The following is a 21,736-nucleotide window of genomic DNA, read 5'->3' as shown; positions in this document are numbered from 1 at the left end:
GCCGAGGAGTTTACCTTGAAGCGCGCCCAACGTCAGGGGTTCGCAGCCGAGCGGACGAGCCGTGACCAGACCCGGTGGTCATCCGCTCAATTCCTGCAGCAAATATTCTCGCAGGGGGGCTTTTGGCCCATGGGCCATCCCTGGCTCCCCAAGAAAATGCCTGATCTTGCATCGCAGGATGTTCTCGTCGACCTGTTCAAACAGATACGGATGCTCTTCGCCCAACCACTTGAGCAGATTATTGAGCAAGCAATCTGTCGTATCCCCGGCCAGCTCCTGCAACAACAGCGCAGGCACTTCCCACCACGGGAACGTCCGGGCCGGGCGCAGGGCATTTGCCGTGATATCAAAGGCCTGACCGTTGATCAGGCAGCGGCTGATGGAGGGTAATAGCTGACCGACATCCACCACGTCCGATCGCAGGATGGGCTGAATAAAACGCCCATCCCAAAAGCGGAAAAACACCGACTTGCCACCCGGCAGCAGAACCTGGGTGAGCCCGCGTAAATGTTCGGCAAGGCTTTGCTGGTTGCAAGAAGTCACTGCCAGCCAGCCCCAATCGAGCGAATCGGTCGTCGCGACCCAGTCAAGAAACTCGCTGTCCGGGGCGACAGCACCGACATAAGGCATGACCGTTTCCCAGTCAGCGTAAGGGGTATCGGCCCAGATCGGGCTGGGCGCCACCGTCATCGAACGCCTCCAGGCCATCAGCGGTTTGGCGGTACTGGCGCTGCTGAAAATGGCGTAGAGCTGCTCGGATGCCTGCAAGGGTTGTTGCTCAAGCCAGGCGCGAGAAGATTGACCGATGCTCATGGACGCTCCTGAATATAGGCGGGCTTGCGGGCGACCGGCGATACCCCGCAAACACCCCCCTTGCAACGCTCACACTCTTCGCAGAATGGCGCCTGCCCCTGCAGGCTGAAAACTTGCGCGAGGGAAAGTTGAGCGGCTGCGGCCGCGACAAGTTTTTCGGGACTGCCGGGTGAGCCTGGCGCGGCACTCATGGCCGTCATGGCCGCACCACCGACCTGGATCGGCACGCTGCTGAAAATCCCCCCCGCCCCGATGTTGATCCAATGCCCACCGGCCTGAATGGTCGCGCTGACGCCGCCATCCAGCACCACTTGCTGCCCGGCGCTGACGTGAAATTGCTGAGTGGCGTTGAGGGCCTGACTGGTTACCCGAATATGCCGCTCTCCGGCCACCACCAGATGATCATCCTGCCTGACCTCAACCTGGCGCTGGCCATGGGTGATGCGCAACTCATCAGTCTTGAGCTCGTGCCGCGCGGTGCCGGTGACGACGATGCTGCGCTCGTGATCAACCTGCACCCGCTGATCATGCAGCACATGCTGGGTCCAGTTGCGCTGGGCCCGCAGGTAAATCTCCTCGGCGCCCTTGCGATCCTCGATGCGCAACTCGTTATAGCCGCCCCCGCCAGGGCTGCTCTGACTGCGCAAGATGCTGCGGGTTTGATCCGCCGGCAGGTCCAGGGGCACCGGGTTGGCGCCGTTGGGCAAACAGCCCACCACCAGCGGTTTGTCCACATCACCATCGATGAAGCCCACCAGCACCTCCATGCCGACCCGGGGAATCATCACACTGCCGTAGCGATCATGAGCCCAGCCCGAGGCCACCCTTAGCCAGCAACTGGAGTGTTCGTCGCGCTGACCGTCACGATCCCAGATCAATTGCACCTTGACCCGTCCGTATTCGTCGCAATGGATCTCGCTGTCCACCGGTCCCGTCACCACCGCCGACTGATAACCATGGGCCGGTGGCTTTTCGTGGGCCAGGGACGGACGAAAGAAAACGTCCCACGGGGTGGCGAGGAACGTATTGCTGTAGCCCTGGAACTCATCCGCACTGTCACTGACCGTTTCCTCCAGCACTTGTGGCTGGCGACCATGGTGGGTGATTTGCGTGAGCAGCCAGAGATCATTCCATTGCGCTCGGGGATGCCCGTTGATTTGGAGGAAGTGCCCACTGACGAGTGCGCATTGGTCGCTGCGCCCCTCGGCCAGACGGTGGTCGGCGCCATGGCGTTCCAGTGCGCGCTGGGTGAGATGCCTGCCATGGTCGCGGTCGGAAAACCGGCCGGGGTAACGATACTCCTCCAGTACCGGTTGCCGCTGACTGTCCAGACTGGTTTGCAACAGCAGACCCGGCTTGTGGAAATCGTAGTCACGTAGCGTCACCGCAGTGGTCCGGGTCTGCAGTCGCACAGCCAGGCGCTTGATCGCTGGCTCGCCGGCGGCCATGCCACTGCCGGGCAGATACAACGTCGACTCGGGCAGACGGGGAAATACCGTCTGGTCGTCACCGAACACCAACAGATGGCCGTCGTGACTGTGCCGGAAGTGATAGTGGATCCCGACCTCGGCACAGATTCGCCCGATGAAGGCCAGGTCACTTTCCCCAAACTGCACACAGTATTCCCGCTCGGGGTACTGCCCACCGAGACTGAACTGGAACGCATCGCCCTGGATGCCGTGATCCTTCAAGATCAGAGTAATGATCGCCGGCACACTCAGATGCTGGAAAATCCGTCGGTTGATTCGATGGTCCAGGTAAGCCAGGCGTGGTACCAGACTGATCTGGTAACGGGTCAAGCGCTTGCCCGAGTCGCCCTGGGCCGCACTATAAACCTGGCCGTGTATCCCCCGACCCTGATCATCGAAAGCCAGAAAGGCCTGACGATGCAGGAGCTCTTCCAGCGCCAGATCCGGCCGCTCACTGACCAGTTCCAGATCAAAGCAATAAGGTTGACTGATGGCTTCCTTGCCCCTGAACTCAAGCACCTTGAGTTCATTCGGCCCGCTGTCGAGTGCCAGGGTGAAACGCGGTTGGTTGGCAGGCGCGAACATCCGATGTGCCTCTGCTGAATAAAAGCGGCCGATTCTGCATGAGCAACAGGGAGAGTTGATCGGAGGTCAGGAAAAACAGATTTGCCTTACATCCAATGAGATAAAAGCCGCATCGCGCGCTGTGTTTTCCGACAGACATCCCGCAGAGCTGGATTAATGCCCATAAAAAAACGGCCCGTCTCCATGGAGGACGGGCCGTTTCTTTATTCAAACCCTTCGCGCGAGCCGTCAAGGCCTCGCTGGAAGTCTTACTGGTTCAGGCGGAAGTCTTTCTCAGCCGCGTCGAAACGCTGCAGCATACCGGCGGTAGGCGAGCCCATCTTGCTGACGAAGTAGATAGCCAGGCTGGCGAAGATGAAGCCCGGGATGATTTCGTACAGGCCCAGCAGCTCGAAGTGTTTCCAGACGATCACGGTGATCGCCCCCACCAGGATGCCTGCCAGCGCGCCGTTACGGGTCATGTTTTTCCAGATCACCGAGATCAGGACGACAGGGCCGAAGGCCGCACCGAAACCGGCCCAGGCGTAGCTCACCAGACCCAGAACACGGTTCTCCGGGTTGGCAGCCAGGAAGATGGCAACCAACGCCACCAGCAACACCATGGCACGGCCGACCCAGACCAGTTCCACCTGGGAAGCACTCTTGCGCAGGAAAGCCTTGTAGAAGTCTTCGGTCAGGGCACTGGAGCACACCAGCAACTGGCAGCTCAAGGTGCTCATGACGGCCGCCAGAATGGCCGACAGCAGTACACCGGCAACCCATGGGTTGAACAGCAGCTTGGCCAGCTCGATGAACACGCGCTCAGGGTTCTCGGTGACAGGACCGGCCACTTCCGGGTGTGCCGAGAAGTAAGCAATACCGAAGAAGCCGACAGCCACGGTGCCGCCCAGGCAGAGGATCATCCAGGCCATCGAGATACGACGGGCCTTGGCGATGGACTTGACCGAATCGGCAGCCATGAAACGCGCCAGGATGTGCGGCTGTCCGAAGTAGCCAAGGCCCCAGCCCATCAGCGAGATCACGCCGATGAACGTGGTGTTTTTCAGCATGTCGAAGGCGGTAGGGTCTTTCGCTTCGATGGCCAGGAACGTGGTATCCACGCCGCCAGTAGCCAGCAGCACGATGATCGGCGTAAGGATCAGCGCGAAGATCATCAGGGTCGCTTGTACGGTGTCGGTCCAGCTCACGGCCAGGAAGCCACCGATGAAGGTGTAGGCAATGGTTGCCGCCGCACCGGCCCACAGCGCGGTCTCGTAGGACATGCCGAAGGTGCTTTCAAACAGACGGGCACCGGCCACGATGCCGGAAGCGCAGTAGATGGTGAAGAACACCAGGATCACCACCGCAGAGATGATCCGCAGCAGGCCGCTGGTATCTTCAAAACGGCTGGAGAAGTAATCCGGCAGTGTCAGCGCATCACCGTTGTGCTCGGTCTGTACCCGCAGGCGACCGGCCACGAACAGCCAGTTCAGGTAGGCACCGATGATCAGGCCGATGGCGATCCAGCCTTCCGACAGGCCGGACATGTAGATAGCACCGGGCAAGCCCATCAACAGCCAGCCGCTCATGTCGGAGGCACCGGCGGACAATGCAGTCACGACGCTGCCCAGGCTGCGACCGCCCAGGATGTAATCGGAAAGGTTATTGGTGGAGCGATAAGCCATCAGGCCGATCAGGACCATTACTGCGATATAGATCACGAAAGTGATCAGGGTGGGATTACTAACACTCATGAGTTACGCCCTGGCTTTGTTTTTATGTAGCGGTGGCAGTAGGAAGCGTCGACAAGACAACCATAGACCTTGTTTGACGTTTCCAGGACCCGCGAATTTATGACTGATGTTTCCCCAGGAAAGCCATCAGCCGATGCCCCTCGACTTCGAGCCGGTTGCACCTTGGCGACGAATGCTATTCAACAAATGAAATAAGGTGCAACCAGTTTCGTTCGAATCAGTTGCACCTAGTCGGTTTTTTCGCCAAATGACTGTTTTTTGCTCCCTTTTAGTGCGGTATTGACCTGTTGCTAGAAGCCAATGCACTAAGCAGATGCGCCGCTCGACCCGTGAATTTTATTTTCCTGATGAGCTGCTTATTTTTTCGACGAAAAAGGGTTGCACCCGGTTGCACCTCGATCAGCTCGCAGCTAATCTTGCCGCCAGCTGATGCCACGCAATACGTGGTAAACATGAGGATAAAAATATGGCTACCACCACCCTTGGGGTCAAACTCGATGACCCGACCCGCGAACGCCTCAAGGCGGCCGCAACCTCGATTGATCGCACGCCCCATTGGCTGATCAAGCAGGCAATTTTCAATTACCTGGAAAAACTCGAGGGTGGTGCAACCCTGACCGAGCTGAACGGTTCGACCCGCGCCGACAACGATGAGGCCGGCGACGTCCAGGTCGACCACGCGCACCAGTGTTTCCTGGAGTTTGCCGAAAGCATTTTGCCGCAATCGGTCCTGCGCGCCTCGATCACCGCCGCTTACCGTCGCCCGGAACCGGAAGTGGTGCCGATGCTGATCGAGCAGGCGCGCCTGCCGGTCGACATGGCCGAAGCCACCAACAAGCTGGCCGCCTCAATTGCTGAAAAACTGCGTAACCAGAAGAGTGCCGGCGGTCGTGCCGGTATTGTTCAGGGCCTGCTGCAGGAGTTTTCCCTGTCGTCCCAGGAAGGCGTGGCGCTGATGTGCCTGGCCGAAGCGCTGCTGCGTATCCCGGACAAAGGTACTCGCGACGCACTGATCCGCGACAAGATCAGCACCGGCAACTGGCACCCGCACTTGGGCAACAGCCCGTCGCTGTTCGTCAACGCCGCTACCTGGGGCCTGCTGCTGACTGGCAAACTGGTCGCCACCCATAATGAAGCGGGCCTGACCTCCTCCCTGAGCCGCATCATCGGCAAGAGTGGCGAGCCGATGATCCGCAAGGGCGTCGACATGGCCATGCGCCTGATGGGCGAGCAGTTCGTCACCGGTGAAACCATCGCCGAAGCCCTGGCCAACGCCAACAAATTCGAGACCAAGGGCTTCCGCTATTCCTACGACATGCTGGGTGAAGCCGCACTCACCGAACATGACGCCCAGAAGTACCTGGCCTCGTACGAACAAGCCATCCACTCGATCGGCAAGGCGTCCCACGGCCGCGGGATTTATGAAGGCCCAGGCATTTCCATCAAGCTCTCGGCCCTGCACCCCCGTTACAGCCGCGCCCAGTACGAGCGCGTCATGGAGGAGCTGTACCCGCGCCTGCTGTCGCTGACCCTGTTGGCCAAGCAATACGACATCGGCCTGAACATCGACGCCGAAGAAGCCGACCGCCTCGAACTGTCCCTGGACCTGCTGGAGCGCCTGTGCTTCGAGCCGCAGCTGACCGGCTGGAACGGCATTGGCTTCGTGATCCAGGCGTACCAGAAGCGTTGCCCGTACGTGATCGACTACGTCATCGATCTGGCCCGCCGCAGCCGTCACCGCCTGATGATCCGCCTGGTGAAAGGCGCCTACTGGGACAGCGAGATCAAACGCGCCCAGGTCGAAGGCCTGGAAGGCTATCCGGTCTACACCCGCAAGGTGTACACCGACGTTTCCTACATCGCCTGCGCCCGCAAACTGCTGTCGGTACCGGAAGCCATCTATCCGCAATTCGCCACGCACAACGCCCATACCCTGTCGGCTATCTACCACATCGCCGGTCAGAACTATTACCCGGGCCAGTATGAGTTCCAGTGCCTGCACGGCATGGGTGAACCACTGTACGAACAGGTTGTAGGCAAAGTTTCCGAAGGCAAGTTGAACCGTCCGTGCCGCGTGTACGCTCCGGTTGGCACCCACGAAACGCTGCTGGCTTATCTGGTTCGTCGCCTGTTGGAGAACGGTGCCAACACCTCGTTCGTCAACCGCATCGCCGACCAGTCAATTTCCATTCAGGAACTGGTGGCCGATCCGGTTGCCAGCATCGAGCAGATGGCAACCCTGGAAGGCGGTTTCGGCCTGCCACACCCGCGTATTCCGCTGCCGCGTGACCTGTATGGCAGCGAACGCGCCAACTCCAGCGGCATCGACCTGGCCAACGAACATCGCCTGGCCTCGCTGTCCTGCGCCCTGCTGGCCACCGCCCATAACAACTGGAAAGCCGCGCCGATGCTCGGTTGCGCAGCCAGCGAAGAAACACCGGCAGCGGTGCTGAACCCGTCCGATCACCGTGACGTAGTCGGCCATGTGCAGGAAGCCACGGTCGCAGACGTCGACAACGCCATCCAGTGCGCCCTCAACGCGGCACCGATCTGGCAGGCCACGCCGCCGGCTGAACGCGCTGCGATCCTGGAGCGCGCCGCCGACCTGATGGAAGGTGAGATCCAGCCGCTGATGGGCTTGCTGGCCCGCGAAGCCGGCAAGACCTTCGCCAACGCCATCGCCGAGGTGCGTGAAGCCGTGGACTTCCTGCGTTACTACGCAGTGCAGGCGCGTAACGACTTCACAAATGATGCCCACCGCCCACTGGGCCCGGTGGTTTGCATCAGCCCGTGGAACTTCCCGCTGGCGATTTTCAGCGGCCAAGTGGCCGCCGCACTGGCCGCCGGTAACCCGGTACTGGCCAAGCCTGCCGAACAGACGCCGCTGGTGGCTGCCCAAGCCGTGCGCCTGATGCTCGAAGCCGGTATTCCGGAAGGCGTGTTGCAACTGCTGCCGGGCCGTGGCGAAACCGTCGGTGCCCGCCTGGTGGGTGACGATCGGGTCAAAGGGGTGATGTTCACCGGCTCCACCGAAGTCGCTCGCCTGCTGCAACGCAACATTGCCGGGCGCCTGGACAGCCAGGGTCGTCCGATCCCGCTGATCGCCGAAACCGGTGGCCAGAACGCCATGATCGTCGACTCCTCGGCCCTGACCGAACAAGTGGTCATCGACGTGGTATCCTCGGCATTCGACAGCGCCGGCCAACGCTGCTCCGCCCTGCGGGTCCTGTGCTTGCAGGAAGACTCCGCTGACCGTGTCATCGAAATGCTCAAGGGAGCCATGGCTGAGTCCCGCCTCGGCAACCCGGAGCGCCTGTCGGTAGACATCGGCCCGGTGATCGACGCTGAAGCCAAGGCTGGTATCGAGAAACACATCCAGGCCATGCGCGACAAAGGTCGCACGGTTTATCAGATGGCAATCGCCGACAGCGCCGAGTGCAAGCGCGGCACGTTTGTGATGCCGACCCTGATCGAGCTGGAAAGCTTCGACGAGCTGCAGCGCGAGATCTTTGGTCCGGTGTTGCACGTGGTGCGCTACAAGCGCAAGGAACTGGATCAACTGATCAACCAGATCAATGCCTCCGGTTATGGCCTGACCCTGGGCGTACACACCCGCATCGACGAGACCATCGCCAAGGTGATCGATAACGTCCATGCCGGTAACGTCTACGTGAACCGCAACATCGTGGGTGCCGTGGTCGGCGTGCAACCGTTCGGTGGCGAAGGCTTGTCGGGCACCGGTCCCAAGGCCGGTGGTCCGCTGTACCTGTACCGCCTGCTGTCGACACGTCCTACCGATGCGATCCAGCAGTCGTTCGTCCGTGACGACGCCCTCAACGCGCCAGACCTGCGGTTGCGCGACGCCATGAGCAAACCGCTGACCGCCCTGCAAGCCTGGGCAGACAGCCAGAAGCTCGCCGAACTGAGCGCCCTGTGCGTACAGTTCGCGGCCCAGTCGCAAAGCGGTATCACCCGCCAGCTGACCGGTCCGACCGGCGAACGCAACAGCTACGCCATCCTGCCCCGCGAGCACGTGCTGTGCCTGGCGGACGTAGAGGGCGACCTGCTGACGCAACTGGCGGCGGTACTGGCTGTAGGCGGTTCGGCCGTGTGGCCGGAAACCGACACCAGCAAGGCTTTGTTCGCACGCTTGCCGAAAGAGATTCAGGCACGCATCCAGCGGGTTTCCGACTGGGCCAAGGACGAAGTGGTATACGACGCGGTCCTGCATCATGGCGACTCGGATCAACTGCGCAGCGTTTGCCAGCAAGTGGCCAAACGTGCCGGCGCCATCGTTGGGGTGCATGGTTTGTCCCAGGGCGAAACCAACATTGCGCTGGAACGTTTGGTGATCGAGCGTGCCTTGAGCGTCAACACTGCTGCGGCGGGTGGTAACGCCAGTCTGATGACTATCGGCTAAACCGCTGCAAGCCAGGCACCTACACCGGGTGCCTGGCAATCGAACCCCTGTGGGGAGCTTTGTGGGAGCAAAGCTTGCTCGCGATCCAGGCGCTGCGATCCTCAAGAAACCGCAGCGTTTTCATCGCGGGCAAGCCTTGCTCCCACAGACCTCGCTCCCACATTTTGATTAGCGTCGCCCTCTCTCCTCCATCACCCAAATCAATCATCCTGTTCAGCCTCTATTGCCACGCCTAGACTCGGCCCATTCCAAAAAAAGGTAAGCCGCCATGTCCGAGACGTTGCTCAGTTCCCGAAATCTGGCTTTCGAGCTGTATGAAGTCCTTGATGCCGAGGGCTTGACCCAGCGCGAGCGGTTCGCCGAGCACAATCGCGAGACCTTCGACGCGGCCATCGGCACAGCCCGCAGCATCGCCGAAAAATATTTCGCACCGCATAACCGCAAGAACGATGAAAACGAACCGCGCTACGAGAACGGTCAGGCGATCCTGATCCCGGAAGTGAAACCGGCGGTGGATGCCTTCCTGGAGGCCGGTTTTCTCAACGCCGCACGCAGTTTCGACGCCGGCGGCATGCAATTGCCGACGCTGCTGTCCCAGGCCTGCTTCGCGCATTTCCAATCGGCCAACGCCGCGTCGACTTCTTACCCGTTCCTGACCATGGGCGCGGCGAACCTGATCGAAAGTTTCGGCAGCGAAGAGCAGAAACAACGCTTTCTGCAACCGATGATCGATGGCCGTTTCTTCGGCACCATGGCCCTGACCGAACCCCACGCGGGCTCTTCGCTGTCGGATATTCGTACCCGTGCTGAGCCGGCATCCGACGGCACTTATCGGCTCAAGGGCAACAAGATTTTCATCTCCGGCGGCGATCATCCGTTGTCGGAAAATATCGTACACATGGTCCTGGCGAAACTGCCGGACGCGCCGCCCGGCGTTAAGGGCATCTCGCTGTTTATCGTGCCCAAGTTTCTGGTCAACGACGACGGCAGCCTCGGCCAGCGTAACGACGTGCTGCTGGCCGGATTGTTCCACAAGATGGGCTGGCGCGGCACCACCTCCACGGCGCTGAATTTCGGCGACAACGGCGAATGCGTCGGTTACCTGGTAGGAAAACCGCACCACGGCCTGAGCTACATGTTCCAGATGATGAACGAAGCGCGGATCGGCGTTGGCATGGGTGCGGTAATGCTGGGTTACGCCGGCTACCTGTATTCCCTTGAATACGCCCGCGAACGTCCGCAGGGCCGGGTGCCCGACAGCAAGGACCCCACCACCGCGCCCGTGGCAATCATCCAGCACGCCGATGTGCGCCGCATGCTGCTGACCCAGAAGGCCTACGTCGAAGGTTCGTTTGACCTGGGTCTGTACGCCGCACGCCTGTTCGACGACACCACCACCCTTGAAAGCGAGGCCGAGCGCAGACGCGCCCATGAGTTGCTGGATCTGCTGACCCCCATTGTCAAATCCTGGCCATCGGAGTTTTGCCTGAAAGCCAACGAGCTGGCGATCCAGATTCTGGGCGGCCACGGCTACACCCGCGAATACCCGGTCGAGCAGTATTACCGCGACAACCGCTTGAACCCGATCCACGAAGGCACCCACGGCATCCAGTCCCTGGACCTGCTGGGCCGCAAACTGGCGCAAAACGGCGGTGCCGGGCTCAAGCAACTGATCCGCCTGGTGGCCGACACCAGCGAACGCGCCCAGGCGTACGAATCACTGACGGCGTTGCGCCAACCGCTGGAAGCTCTGGTGGCGCGCCTGCAAACGGTCACCCTCGGCCTGCTGACGGACCTGGCTCAAGGCAAGGTCAACAGCAGCCTCGCCAACTCGGCGCTCTATCTCAAGGTGTTTGGTCACATGGTGATTGGCTGGCGCTGGCTGGAACAGGCGATTCGGGCCGAGGAAGGCCTGGCCAAGGGGAACGCGGCGGACACCGACTTCTATAAAGGCAAGCTGCAAGCGGCGCGGTATTTCCTGACCTGGGAAGTGCCGGGTTGTCAGCATGAGCTGGCGCTGCTTGAAGCGCGGGATGATACCTGCCTGGAGATGCGGGATCAGTGGTTCTGATCCGAGCCTTGCAGCGCGACTCAAGCCCAATCGCGAGCAGGCTCGCTCCCACAGGGATCCTCAGTGAACACAACATTTGCGTTCACAACGTATCCACTGTGGGAGCGAGCCTGCTCGCGAAAGCGGTGAATCAGACAAATCAATTGCGATTGACACACCGCCTTCGCGAGCAAGCCCGCTCCCACAGTTGGGTCTGCGTTAGACTTTAGCCTTCAAGCCTGCTGAATCGTCTTGGCAATGACCTCGACCGTGGCGCTGACTTGCTCTTGGTAACGGTCGAGTTCCGCTTGATGCTGCTTCTGCATTTCCATCTGCTGCGAACACAGGTTCATGGCCGCCAGCACCAGCAGGCGATCACCGATCAGCGTCGGGTATTTCCTTTTGGTGTCGGCCAAGGCGGCCTTGAGCATCGAAGCGGCGTCCAGCAAGGCTTGCTCCTGCCCGACCGGTGCCTTGATTGAATAGTCCTCTCCCAGAATGGAGACGACCGTCACCCCTTCGGCGCCGTGCTTCATGCGCTGACAGGCCCGGCGCTGGCGCGCTCGATCAGGGCCTGGATGCGCGCGGCGGTAGTGCCGTGCAGTTCTTCCTGTTCCATCAGGTTCAGTTGCAGGCTTTCATTTTCATCCTTGGCCTTGGCAAGTTCCGCGTTCAGCGTTTCATTCAGGCCGGCGAGGTGACGATTCTGTTGCACCAGGTCGTTGACCAGTTGTTCCAGTTGGCTGAGGGATGTTTCCAACATATTGATTTCCAGGCTTTTTCAAGGGGGCGCGTACGATAAAGAAAAGTCACCGTCAATGCCACGACTTGGGGCGGCGGTGCTTCGCTGGCGAGCTGTAAAGACTGTGAATGGCTGATCTGGTTCCCGCCCTTCGTCGTACAGCAGGCGTTGCCCTGCGACAAAAGCACGCAGCGACTCAAGACTTTAGTCGTATGACCGATAAGTCAGGAGACACCTGTCACCACCCCCGCACGGACGCGCCCCCTTCCGGTACTTTCCATGTCCCTACGTAATATGAATATCGCGCCGCGGGCGTTTCTGGGGTTTGCCCTGATCGGCGCCCTGATGCTGGCCCTCGGGGTGTTCGCCCTGAGCCAGATGAGCAAAATCCGTGCATCCGGCGAAAGCATCGTCCAGAACAGTGTGCCCAGCATCAAGGCTCTGGATGAATTCACCTCGCTGACCCTGCGCCTGCGCGTGCTGTCCTATCGCTTGCTGGTCAACCGCGAACCGGACATCCAGCAGAAAACCTTCAGCTTGTTCGAGCAACGCAACCAGCAGATCCAGGCCGCCCAGAGCACCTATGAAAAGCTCATAAGCTCTGCGCCAGAACGAGCCGCCTACGATCAGTACGTTCAGTTGCTCAACCAATACCGTCAGCTCGAAGAGCGGATGAAAACCCTTTCGCGCAATAATCAGCTCGATGAATTGCGAGCCCTGCTCAACACTGAACTGCTGAGCAACTCCGACGCGATCAACGTGGCAATCAATCGCCTGGTGGAAATCAACAACCAGCAAGCCGAAGCCCTCGATCAGGGTGCGACCCAACAATATTCAACGGCCTTCAATTGGGTGGTCACGCTACTGGTCATCGCCACCGGCCTGACCCTGCTGTTCGCCTGGTTGCTGACCAACAGCATTACCCGCCCGATCGGCAGCGCCCTGGACGCCGCCGAAGAAATCGCCAAGGGCAACCTGACCCGGCCGATTACCGTGGATGGCAACGACGAAGCCGGTCGCCTGCTGCGGGCGATGTCGACCATGCAGGACAAACTGCGCGACACGCTGCAACGGATCTCCGGCTCGGCCACCCAACTGGCCTCCGCCGCCGAAGAGCTCAACAGCGTCACCGACGAAAGCGCCCGTGGCCTCACCCAGCAGAACAATGAAATCGAACAGGCCGCCACCGCGGTCAACGAGATGACCAGCGCGGTCGAAGAAGTGGCGCGCAACGCGGTCAGCACCTCCGAAGCCTCGAAAGACGCCACCGCCTCTGCGGGTGACGGTCGCGACCTGGTGCAGGAAACCGTCAGCGCCATCGAACGCATGAGCGCCGATGTACAAAGCACTGCCACGTTGATCGGCGACCTGGCCAATGAGTCCCGTGACATCGGCAAGGTGCTGGACGTGATCCGCGGCCTGGCTGACCAGACCAACCTGCTGGCCTTGAACGCCGCCATCGAAGCGGCCCGTGCCGGTGAGGCCGGTCGTGGTTTCGCCGTGGTGGCCGACGAAGTACGCGCCCTGGCCCATCGCACCCAGCAGTCGACCAGCGAGATCGAACGCATGATCGGCAGCATCCAGAGCGGCACCGAACACGCCGTGGATTCGATGCGCAACAGCACCGAACGTGCCGAGTCGACGCTGAACATCGCCCGCGGTGCCGGCCTGTCCCTGGACACCATTAACACCGCCATCGTTGAAATCAACGAGCGCAACCTGGTGATCGCCAGCGCCGCCGAAGAACAGGCCCAGGTGGCCCGTGAAGTGGACCGCAACCTGGTGAACATCCGCGACCTGTCGGTGCAATCGGCCACTGGCGCCAACCAGACCAGCGCCGCCAGTGCCGAACTGTCGCGCCTGGCCGTGGACTTGAACAGCATGGTTGGGCGGTTCAGCCTTTAAACCGCGTAACGGTTGATCGTCCACAGACCATGAGCGATCAACCCTCCAGCTTTTGTGGCGAGGGTGCTTGCTCCCTCGCCACGGTATTGCTGCCGCGCTTGTACCCCAATCCCCAACCTTTTTTGACAGCATCACATTTCAACAGGTTAGAATCGCTGGCACGCAGACTGCATGGTCAGTTTGCGCCCGCCCCCCACGCTTGCTCGGAGTACTGCCTTTGACTGCGACGACCATCAACAGCCTGTTCTTGATCGGCGCGTTGCTGGTGGGTGCGAGCATTCTGGTCAGTTCCCTTTCGTCCCGCCTGGGCATCCCGATTCTGGTGATCATCCTGGCCGTGGGCATGCTCGCCGGTGTCGACGGCGCCGGGATTCTTTTCGATAACTACGCCACGGCCTATCTGGTCGGCAACCTAGCGCTGGCCGTTATTCTGCTGGACGGTGGCCTGCGCACGCGGGTGTCGAGCTTTCGCGTGGCGTTGTGGCCAGCCTTGTCGCTGGCCACCGTTGGCGTGCTGATCACCACCGGGCTGACCGGCCTGGCGGCGGCGTGGCTGTTCAATCTGAGCCTGATGCAAGGCCTGCTGATCGGTGCCATCGTTGGCTCGACCGATGCCGCGGCAGTGTTTTCGCTGTTGGGCGGCAAGGGCCTGAACGAGCGGGTCAGCGCGACGCTGGAGATCGAGTCCGGCAGTAACGACCCCATGGCGGTGTTCCTGACCGTGACCCTGATCGGCATGCTTGCCAGCGGTGAAACCGGTCTGCATTGGAACCTGCTGGGGCACTTGCTACGTGAGTTCGGCATTGGCGGGGTGATCGGCCTGGGCGGTGGCTGGCTGATGCTGCAACTGGTCAACCGCATCAACCTGGCCAATGGTCTCTACCCGATCCTCGTGATCAGCGGCGGCCTGGCAGTGTTCGCCCTGACCAACGCCCTGCACGGCAGCGGCTTCCTGGCGGTCTACCTGTGCGGCCTGGTGATCGGCAACCGCCCGGTGCGCAGCCGTCATGGCATCCTGCACATGCTCGATGGCATGGCCTGGCTGGCGCAAATCGGTATGTTCCTGGTGCTGGGGCTGCTGGTCACGCCCCATGACCTGCTACCGATCGCCCTGCCCGCCCTGGGCCTGGCCCTGTGGATGATTTTGTTTGCACGCCCTCTCTCGGTGATGGTGGGGCTGTTGCCGTTCAAGGCATTCCATGGCCGCGAGAAAGTGTTCATTTCCTGGGTCGGCCTACGCGGCGCGGTGCCGATCATCCTGGCAGTGTTCCCATTGATGGCCGGCCTGCCCAACGCCCAGCTCTACTTCAACCTGGCGTTCTTTATCGTGCTGGTGTCGTTGCTGGTGCAGGGCACGAGCCTGCCGTGGGTCGCCAAACTGTTGCACGTCACCGTCCCGCCAGAACCCCTGCCGATTTCCCGCGCAGCGCTGGAGGTCCACGTCACCAGCGAGTGGGAACTGTTCATTTATCGCCTCGGCGCGGAGAAATGGTGCATCGGCTCACCCCTGCGGGATCTGAAAATGCCCGACGGCACACGGATCGCAGCCCTGTTCCGTGGCCAGCAACTGCTCCATCCGTCGGGTAGTACGGTGTTGGAAGTCGGTGATTTGCTCTGTGTTATCGGCCATGAACACAATTTGCCGGCCCTTGGGAAGCTGTTCAGCCAGGCACCGCAAAGGGGCCTGGATCTGCGTTTCTTCGGTGACTTCGTACTCGAAGGAGACGCCCAGCTGGCCGCGGTTGCGGCCCTCTACGGGCTGAAGCTGGACGGCATCGATCCGGACATGTCCCTGGGCCGTTTCATCGCCCAGAAAGTCGGTGGCGCGCCAGTGGTCGGTGACCAGGTGGATTGGAACAACACCCTCTGGACCGTTGCGGTCATGGACGGGAACAAGATCGGCAAAGTGGGCGTCAGATTCCCCGAAGGAAGTCGCCCGGGTCCCGGCTTGTTCCTCTAAACTGCTCCCACTCTCACTTGCTCGACCGGTCTCTATGCCTACCCTGCGCTCCTTTTTCGCCATCGCCCTGCTGGGCTTGAGTCTTTCCGTCTGCCCACTGCAAGCCGCTGAACCGCTCACCAGCGCATCGGTCCAGGCCAGCCTGGACAAGATCGCTGATCGCAAACTGCCGGAAGCCGAACAAAAGGCCTTGCAAGAGGTGCTGCAAAAGACCCTGGCCCAGCTCACCAGCAAGGCCGAATACGAGCAGAAGCTGGTCGACCTCAAGCAGCAACTGGCCAGTGCCCCCAAGCAAAATATTGAAAACCAGCGCGAGCTGGCCCGGCTCAAGAGCACGCCCGTGGTGCCGGTGGCGCAGCGTTACGCCAACCTGCCGGTTCCCCAGCTCGAACAGATGCTGACGGATCGCTCCACCCAGCAGAGTGACCTGCAAAAAGCCCTGGCCGATGCCAACAGCCTGATCATCACCGCCCAGACTCGCCCCGAACGCGCCCAGGCCGAAATCGCCAGCAGCCAGACCCGCATCCAGCAGATCAACACCATCCTCAAGACGGGCAAGGACGCCGGTAAAACCCTTAACGGCGAACAACGCGACCAGCTCAACGCCGAACTGGCGGCACTCAATGCGCTGATTCCGCTGCGTCGCCAGGAACTGGCTGGCAACAGCCAGTTGCAAGACCTGGGCAACAGCCAGCACGACTTGCTGACGGAAAAGATCGACCGCATGGAGCAGGAAATCCAGGACCTGCAAACGCTGATCAACCAGAAGCGCCTGGCCCAGTCCCAGGAAACGGTGACCCAGCAATCCATCGAAGCCCAAAAGGCCGGCGGCAGCAGCCTGCTGGCGACCGAAAGCGCGGCCAACCTCAAGCTTTCCGATTACCTGCTCAAAAGCACCGACCGCCTCAATGAGGTCACCCAGCAGAACCTGCAGACCAAGCAACTGCTGGACAGCGTCACCCAGACCGATGCGGCCCTGGACGAGCAAATCAGCGTGCTAAAGGGCAGCCTGCTGCTGTCCAAGATTCTCTACAAACAGCGCCAGACCTTGCCGCGCCTGGAACTGGACAAGAATCTGGCGGACCAGATCGCCGACATCCGCCTGTACCAGTTCGAAGTCAGCCAGCAACGCGAGCTACTGAACAATCCAAGCGCCTATGTCGACAATCTGCTGGCGTCACAGCCTGCCGAGCAAGTCACGCCACAACTGCGCAAGACCCTGCTGGAGCTGGCCCTGACCCGGGTTGACCTGCTGGAGCGTCTGAACCGTGAGTTGAGCGCGGTGCTGAACGAATCCATCACCTTGCAGCTCAATCAGAAGCAACTGCTCAGTACCGCCCAAAACTTGCGGGCGACCCTCGAAGAGCAAATGTTCTGGATTCCCAGCAACAAGCCGCTGGATTTCGAATGGATGCGTGGCGTGCCGGCTCGCCTGGAAAAACAGGTCGACTCGCTACCCTGGGCCTCGAGTCTCAGTGAGCTGACGGACGGCCTGACCCAGCGACCGCTCCTGTTCCTGCCCCTGGCGCTGCTCATCGGTGCGTTGCTGTGGCGGCGCAAGAGTCTGTATGCCCGGCTGAACAAGGTTCACCAGGACGTCGGCCACTTCAAGCGCGACAGTCAGTGGCACACACCCCAGGCGATCCTGATCAACATCCTCCTGGCGATGCCGGTAGCCCTGACGCTGGCCCTGTGCGGCTATGCCCTGCAGATCGACGCCCGGGGCCAGAACGCCAACCTTGGCGCGGCGCTGCTGCAGATCGGCCAGGCCTGGTTGGTGTTCTATACCGCCTATAGGGTGCTGGCGCCCGGTGGCGTGGCCGAATTGCATTTCCGCTGGGAAAAACCCCAGGTCGAATTCCTCCAGGGCTGGATCCGCCGGCTCGGGCTGGTGGTACTGGCGCTGGTCGCGGTGGTGGCCGTGGCCGAATTGCAACCCTCGGCCCTGGCCGACGATGTATTGGGCATGCCGGTGGTGCTGACCTGCTACGCCCTGATGGCCTGGCTGCTCAGCCGCCTGTTGCTCAGCAGCCCGACCCACCAGAACACCTCGCTGTTCCGCAAGGCCGTCGGGGTGATGTTCACCGCGCTGCCCATCGCCTTGTTCGTAGCCGTGTGCTTCGGCTACTACTACACCGCGCTCAAACTCAGCGACCGACTGATCAATACCCTGTACCTGCTGATGTTCTGGCTGGTGATCGAGGCCACCTTCGTGCGCGGCCTGTCCGTCGCGGCGCGGCGCCTGGCCTACCAGCGCGCCCTGGCCAAGCGTCAGGCGACCAAGGAAGCCGGTGATGGCGAAGCAGTGGTCGAGGAACCGACCCTGGACATCGAAAAGGTCAACGAACAGTCCCTGCGCCTGATCCGCCTGGCCCTGCTGGGCGGCTTCATTGCCGCGCTGTACTGGGTCTGGTCGGACCTGATCAGCGTGTTCTCGTACCTGGACAACATCACCCTCTACGAGTACACCAGCGGTACCGGGGCCGCCATGAGCATGGTGCCCATCAGCATCGGTGACATGCTCGGTGCGCTGATCATCATCGGCATCACCTTCGCCCTGGCACGCAACCTGCCGGGACTGCTGGAAGTGTTTGTCCTGTCCAAGCTCAACCTGGCCCAGGGCAGCGCCTATGCCGCCACCACGCTGCTGTCCTATGTGATCGCCGGCATCGGCTTCGTCACCACACTGTCCACCCTGGGCGTGAGCTGGGACAAGCTGCAATGGCTGGTGGCCGCGTTATCGGTGGGCCTGGGCTTCGGCATGCAGGAAATCTTCGCCAACTTCATCTCCGGGATCATGATCCTGTTCGAACGTCCGGTGCGCATCGGCGACACCATCACCATTGGCAACCTGTCGGGCACGGTCAGCAAAATCCGTATCCGCGCCACCACCATCACCGACTTCGACCGCAAGGACATCATCGTTCCGAACAAAACGTTCATCACCGGGCAATTGATCAACTGGTCGCTGACCGATACCGTTACGCGGGTGACTCTCAAGGTGGGTGTCGACTATGGGTCGGACCTGGACCTGGTCAAGGAGCTGCTGCTCAAGGGAGCCCGGGAAAACCCACGGGTGCTGAAGGAGCCGGAACCACTGGTGTACTTCCTGAACTTCGGGGAAAGCACCCTGGACCACGAGCTGCGCATGCATGTGCGTGACCTGGGCGACCGCAACCCTGTACTGGACGAGATCAACCGGTTCATCAGCCGCGAATTCAAAAAGCAGAACATCAGCATTGCGTTCCGGCAGGTGGAGGTTTCGTTGAAAAACGTTCAAGGCCTGGAATACAAACTGGTGCCAGTCTTGCCACAAGACCAGACAACGACGCCCGAGCCTCCCCTCACGTCAGGACCCAAGTCCTTGCCAGAGCCGCCGGCAGCCACCCTCGACTGATCGCGCGATGCCTGCGGGCACCGCGCCGGAGACGGCCATGAAAACCCTGGAAACCTTGACCTTCGATAACCGCTTCGCCCGTCTTGGCGACGGTTTCTCGGCTCATGTACTGCCCGAGCCCATCGACAACCCCCGACTGGTCGTGGCCAGCCCACAAGCCATGGCCTTGCTGGACCTGGATCCGGCGCACGCCGAGACACCACTGTTTGCCGAAATTTTCGGCGGCCACAAGCTGTGGGCTGAAACCGAACCCCGGGCAATGGTGTATTCGGGGCACCAGTTCGGCCATTACAACCCGCAGTTGGGGGATGGCCGCGGGCTGCTACTGGGCGAGGTGTACAACGAGACCGGGCAACACTGGGACCTGCACCTCAAGGGCGCCGGCCAGACACCCTTCTCACGCATGGGCGATGGGCGAGCGGTATTGCGCTCCTCAATCCGCGAGTTCCTGGCGTCCGAAGCGCTGCACGCCCTGGGCATACCCACTACACGCGCCTTGTGCGTGATCGGCTCCGACACCCCGGTGTGGCGCGAGAAGCAGGAACGCGCCGCCATGGTGCTGCGTATGGCGCCGAGCCATGTGCGCTTCGGGCATTTCGAATACTTTTACTACACCAAGAAGCCCGAGCTGCATGCCACCCTCGCAGAACATGTGCTGAACATGCACTTTGCCGAGTGCCGCGAACAACCGGAGCCGTACCTGGCGATGTTCCGCGAAATCGTCGAGCGCAACGCCGAGCTGATCGCCAAATGGCAAGCCTATGGCTTCTGCCACGGTGTGATGAACACCGACAACATGTCGATCCTGGGCATCACTTTCGACTTCGGCCCGTTCGCCTTCCTCGACGACTTCGACGCCAACTTCATCTGCAACCACTCCGACGACCAGGGCCGCTACTCGTTCAGCAACCAGGTGCCGATCGGCCAATGGAACCTCAGCGCCCTGGCCCAGGCCCTGACGCCGTTCATCAGCGTCGAGGCTCTGCGTGAAACCCTCGGTTTGTATTTGCCGCTGTACCAGGCCCACTACCTGGACCTGATGCGCCGCCGGCTCGGCCTGACCCGCGCCGAGGAGGATGACCAGAAACTGGTGGAGCGCCTGCTGCAACTGATGCAAAACAGCGGCGTCGACTACAGCCTGTTCTTCCGCCGGCTCGGCGACCAATCCCCCGAGCAGGCCGTCGCCGCCCTGCGCGACGACTTCGTCGACCTCAAGGGCTTCGACGCCTGGGGTGAGCTTTACGTCGCCCGCGTCAGCCGCGAGGGCGCTGTCGATCAAGACAAGCGCCGCGCCCGCATGCACGCGGTGAACCCACTGTATGTGCTGCGCAACTACCTGGCGCAGAAAGCCATCGACGCCGCCGAGTCAGGTGACTACGAAGAAGTCCGCCGCCTGCACACCGTACTGAGCAAGCCGTTCGAAGAGCAACCGGGCATGGACAGCTACGCGCAACGTCCGCCGGAGTGGGGCAAACATCTGGAGATCAGTTGTTCGTCGTAAAGGCTTCAGTCTTGCGAGGGCAATACATGTGGGAGCAAGACATGTGGGAGCAAGGCTTGCCCGCGATGAAAGCAACTCGGTCTTCCCCAAAAACCGAGGAGCCTGTATCGCGAGCAAGCTTTGCTCCCACAGCGAACCGTCAAATGAAGGTTTCAACCGATACGCCGAAGCGCCCCGCCAACCAGCGTATCTGCCTCAAATTGAGCTGGCGCTTGCCGCTCAATACCTCCGATACCACCGACTGGGTGCCGACGCCCGGCAAGTCGCTCTGGCTCATGCCATGCTCGCGCATCAGGTAGCGAAGTGTCTCGACGCCACTGGCCTTGGGCATTGGACGATGTTGGTGATCCCACGCCTCGATCCATTCGCCGATGATGTCCACCAGGCTCATAAGGGGATGGTCTTCGTCTTCACCGATCAATTCCAGTAATTCATCGAGAGCTGCGACCAACCGGTCGTAGTCCTCCTCGTTCCTGGGTTTGCGCAGCAGGGGCGACACAAACTCCCAATGGGCGGCGACTTGTTCGATTAGCGGACTCATCTTTTTCTCATCTCATTTTGCTATAGACGAGTTAAACACAGATTGAATTTATCGCAAAATGCGATAATCCCAACAAGAGAAATGAAACCAGGCGCAGCTTTTGTGGCGAGGGGATTTATCCCCGTTGGGCTGCGATAGCAGCCCTGAGATAAGCCACTTTTTGGGGCCGCGGCGCAACCCAGCGGGGCGGTGCGACGTTTCGATAAATCCCCTCGCCACAGGTTTCTAACTGGCTTTGAGTGATTCATCATCAGCACAAACCGGGCTACCTGCTCACCCCACCTTATCGTTCCCTTGCTCAGGCGTCTCGATGCCCGGTTCAGCCTCGTCACTCTCCGCTTCGCCAGCCGGTTTTTCCGGTGGTTTTTTCTCTGGGTAACCGGGCATGCCGCGGGCGTCTTCGGGGGTCAGTTCATCCCGTTCGTGGCGACGGTCGATGGCGTAGGATGGGGCAGCATTGGGGTCTTCGTCGCGACCGGCGGTGCCGAGTACGAAGCCGTCGTCGTTGGGGTTGGTTGGTGCCTGGGGGATAGTTGGGTCTTGAGGATTGCTCATGGGGCCTCCTGGGTTGCAAACAGGTGCTGTGTGTTTTTTGAGGGCATGGGGCGTTTTCAGTGCGG

13 protein-coding genes are annotated in these 21,736 nt (G+C 61.0%); 6 read left to right on the top strand and 7 right to left on the bottom strand.

What is annotated here, in order from left to right:
• Nucleotides 1-78 precede the first annotated feature (78 nt).
• The 3 genes from PSH57_RS02500 to putP form a co-directional block, all read right to left on the bottom strand.
• Nucleotides 79-813, bottom strand: coding sequence for a DUF4123 domain-containing protein (locus tag PSH57_RS02500; protein WP_305387615.1), 735 nt, complete (start codon nt 811-813; stop codon nt 79-81).
• Nucleotides 810-2,867, bottom strand: a complete 2,058-nt coding sequence (locus PSH57_RS02495; protein WP_305387613.1) for a type VI secretion system Vgr family protein — start codon at nt 2,865-2,867, stop codon at nt 810-812. The genes PSH57_RS02500 and PSH57_RS02495 overlap by 4 nt, the downstream gene beginning before the upstream one ends.
• A gap of 248 nt (nt 2,868-3,115) precedes the next feature.
• Nucleotides 3,116-4,600 (bottom strand): sodium/proline symporter PutP, encoded by a 1,485-nt coding sequence (gene putP / locus PSH57_RS02490; RefSeq protein ID WP_305387611.1) that lies wholly within the window; start codon nt 4,598-4,600, stop codon nt 3,116-3,118.
• A gap of 466 nt (nt 4,601-5,066) precedes the next feature.
• On the opposite strand from putP, the gene putA reads away from it, so the two are divergent.
• Nucleotides 5,067-9,020 carry a trifunctional transcriptional regulator/proline dehydrogenase/L-glutamate gamma-semialdehyde dehydrogenase gene (gene putA, locus PSH57_RS02485; RefSeq protein ID WP_305416327.1) on the top strand — a complete coding sequence of 1,318 codons (3,954 nt, stop codon included), beginning with the start codon at nt 5,067-5,069 and terminating at the stop codon, nt 9,018-9,020.
• Between the two features lie 268 nt (nt 9,021-9,288).
• A complete protein-coding gene (locus PSH57_RS02480) occupies nt 9,289-11,091 on the top strand; it encodes an acyl-CoA dehydrogenase (protein WP_305387609.1) in 1,803 nt (600 codons plus the stop codon).
• Nucleotides 11,092-11,303: 212 nt separating this feature from the next.
• Here PSH57_RS02480 and PSH57_RS02475 read toward each other — a convergent pair whose 3' ends face one another.
• Both PSH57_RS02475 and PSH57_RS02470 read right to left on the bottom strand, forming a co-directional pair.
• Nucleotides 11,304-11,606: a cell division protein ZapA gene (locus PSH57_RS02475; RefSeq protein ID WP_305387607.1), complete on the bottom strand. Its 303-nt coding sequence runs from the start codon at nt 11,604-11,606 to the stop codon at nt 11,304-11,306.
• Nucleotides 11,603-11,833 (bottom strand): hypothetical protein, encoded by a 231-nt coding sequence (locus PSH57_RS02470; RefSeq protein WP_305387605.1) that lies wholly within the window; start codon nt 11,831-11,833, stop codon nt 11,603-11,605. Before PSH57_RS02470 ends, PSH57_RS02475 begins: the two co-directional genes overlap by 4 nt.
• Nucleotides 11,834-12,091: 258 nt before the next feature.
• Here PSH57_RS02470 and PSH57_RS02465 point away from each other — a divergent pair, with 258 nt between their 5' ends.
• The 4 genes from PSH57_RS02465 (at nt 12,092) to selO (ending at nt 20,575) form a co-directional block, all read left to right on the top strand.
• Complete coding sequence (locus tag PSH57_RS02465) at nt 12,092-13,717, top strand: methyl-accepting chemotaxis protein (protein ID WP_305387603.1); 1,626 nt, start codon at nt 12,092-12,094, stop codon at nt 13,715-13,717.
• Nucleotides 13,718-13,934: 217 nt separating this feature from the next.
• Nucleotides 13,935-15,677 (top strand): potassium/proton antiporter, encoded by a 1,743-nt coding sequence (locus tag PSH57_RS02460; protein ID WP_305387602.1) that lies wholly within the window; start codon nt 13,935-13,937, stop codon nt 15,675-15,677.
• Nucleotides 15,678-15,711: 34 nt separating this feature from the next.
• Complete coding sequence (gene mscK / locus PSH57_RS02455; RefSeq protein ID WP_305387601.1) at nt 15,712-19,074, top strand: mechanosensitive channel MscK; 3,363 nt, start codon at nt 15,712-15,714, stop codon at nt 19,072-19,074.
• Nucleotides 19,075-19,111: 37 nt separating this feature from the next.
• Entirely contained in the window at nt 19,112-20,575 is a 1,464-nt protein-coding gene (selO, locus tag PSH57_RS02450) for a protein adenylyltransferase SelO (protein WP_305387600.1), read from the top strand.
• Nucleotides 20,576-20,714: 139 nt separating this feature from the next.
• Here the strand turns inward: selO and PSH57_RS02445 are convergent, their stop codons facing one another.
• Nucleotides 20,715-21,116 carry a helix-turn-helix domain-containing protein gene (locus PSH57_RS02445; RefSeq protein ID WP_305387598.1) on the bottom strand — a complete coding sequence of 134 codons (402 nt, stop codon included), beginning with the start codon at nt 21,114-21,116 and terminating at the stop codon, nt 20,715-20,717.
• A 273-nt stretch (nt 21,117-21,389) separates the two neighbouring features.
• Nucleotides 21,390-21,671 (bottom strand): hypothetical protein, encoded by a 282-nt coding sequence (locus PSH57_RS02440; RefSeq protein ID WP_305387597.1) that lies wholly within the window; start codon nt 21,669-21,671, stop codon nt 21,390-21,392.
• Nucleotides 21,672-21,736 lie beyond the last annotated feature (65 nt).

The organism is Pseudomonas hefeiensis, from assembly GCF_030687835.1.
GTDB lineage: Bacteria > Pseudomonadota > Gammaproteobacteria > Pseudomonadales > Pseudomonadaceae > Aquipseudomonas > Aquipseudomonas hefeiensis.
Note: the sequence above shows the minus strand (reverse complement) of the source record. Positions and strands in the feature narration are given on the sequence as shown.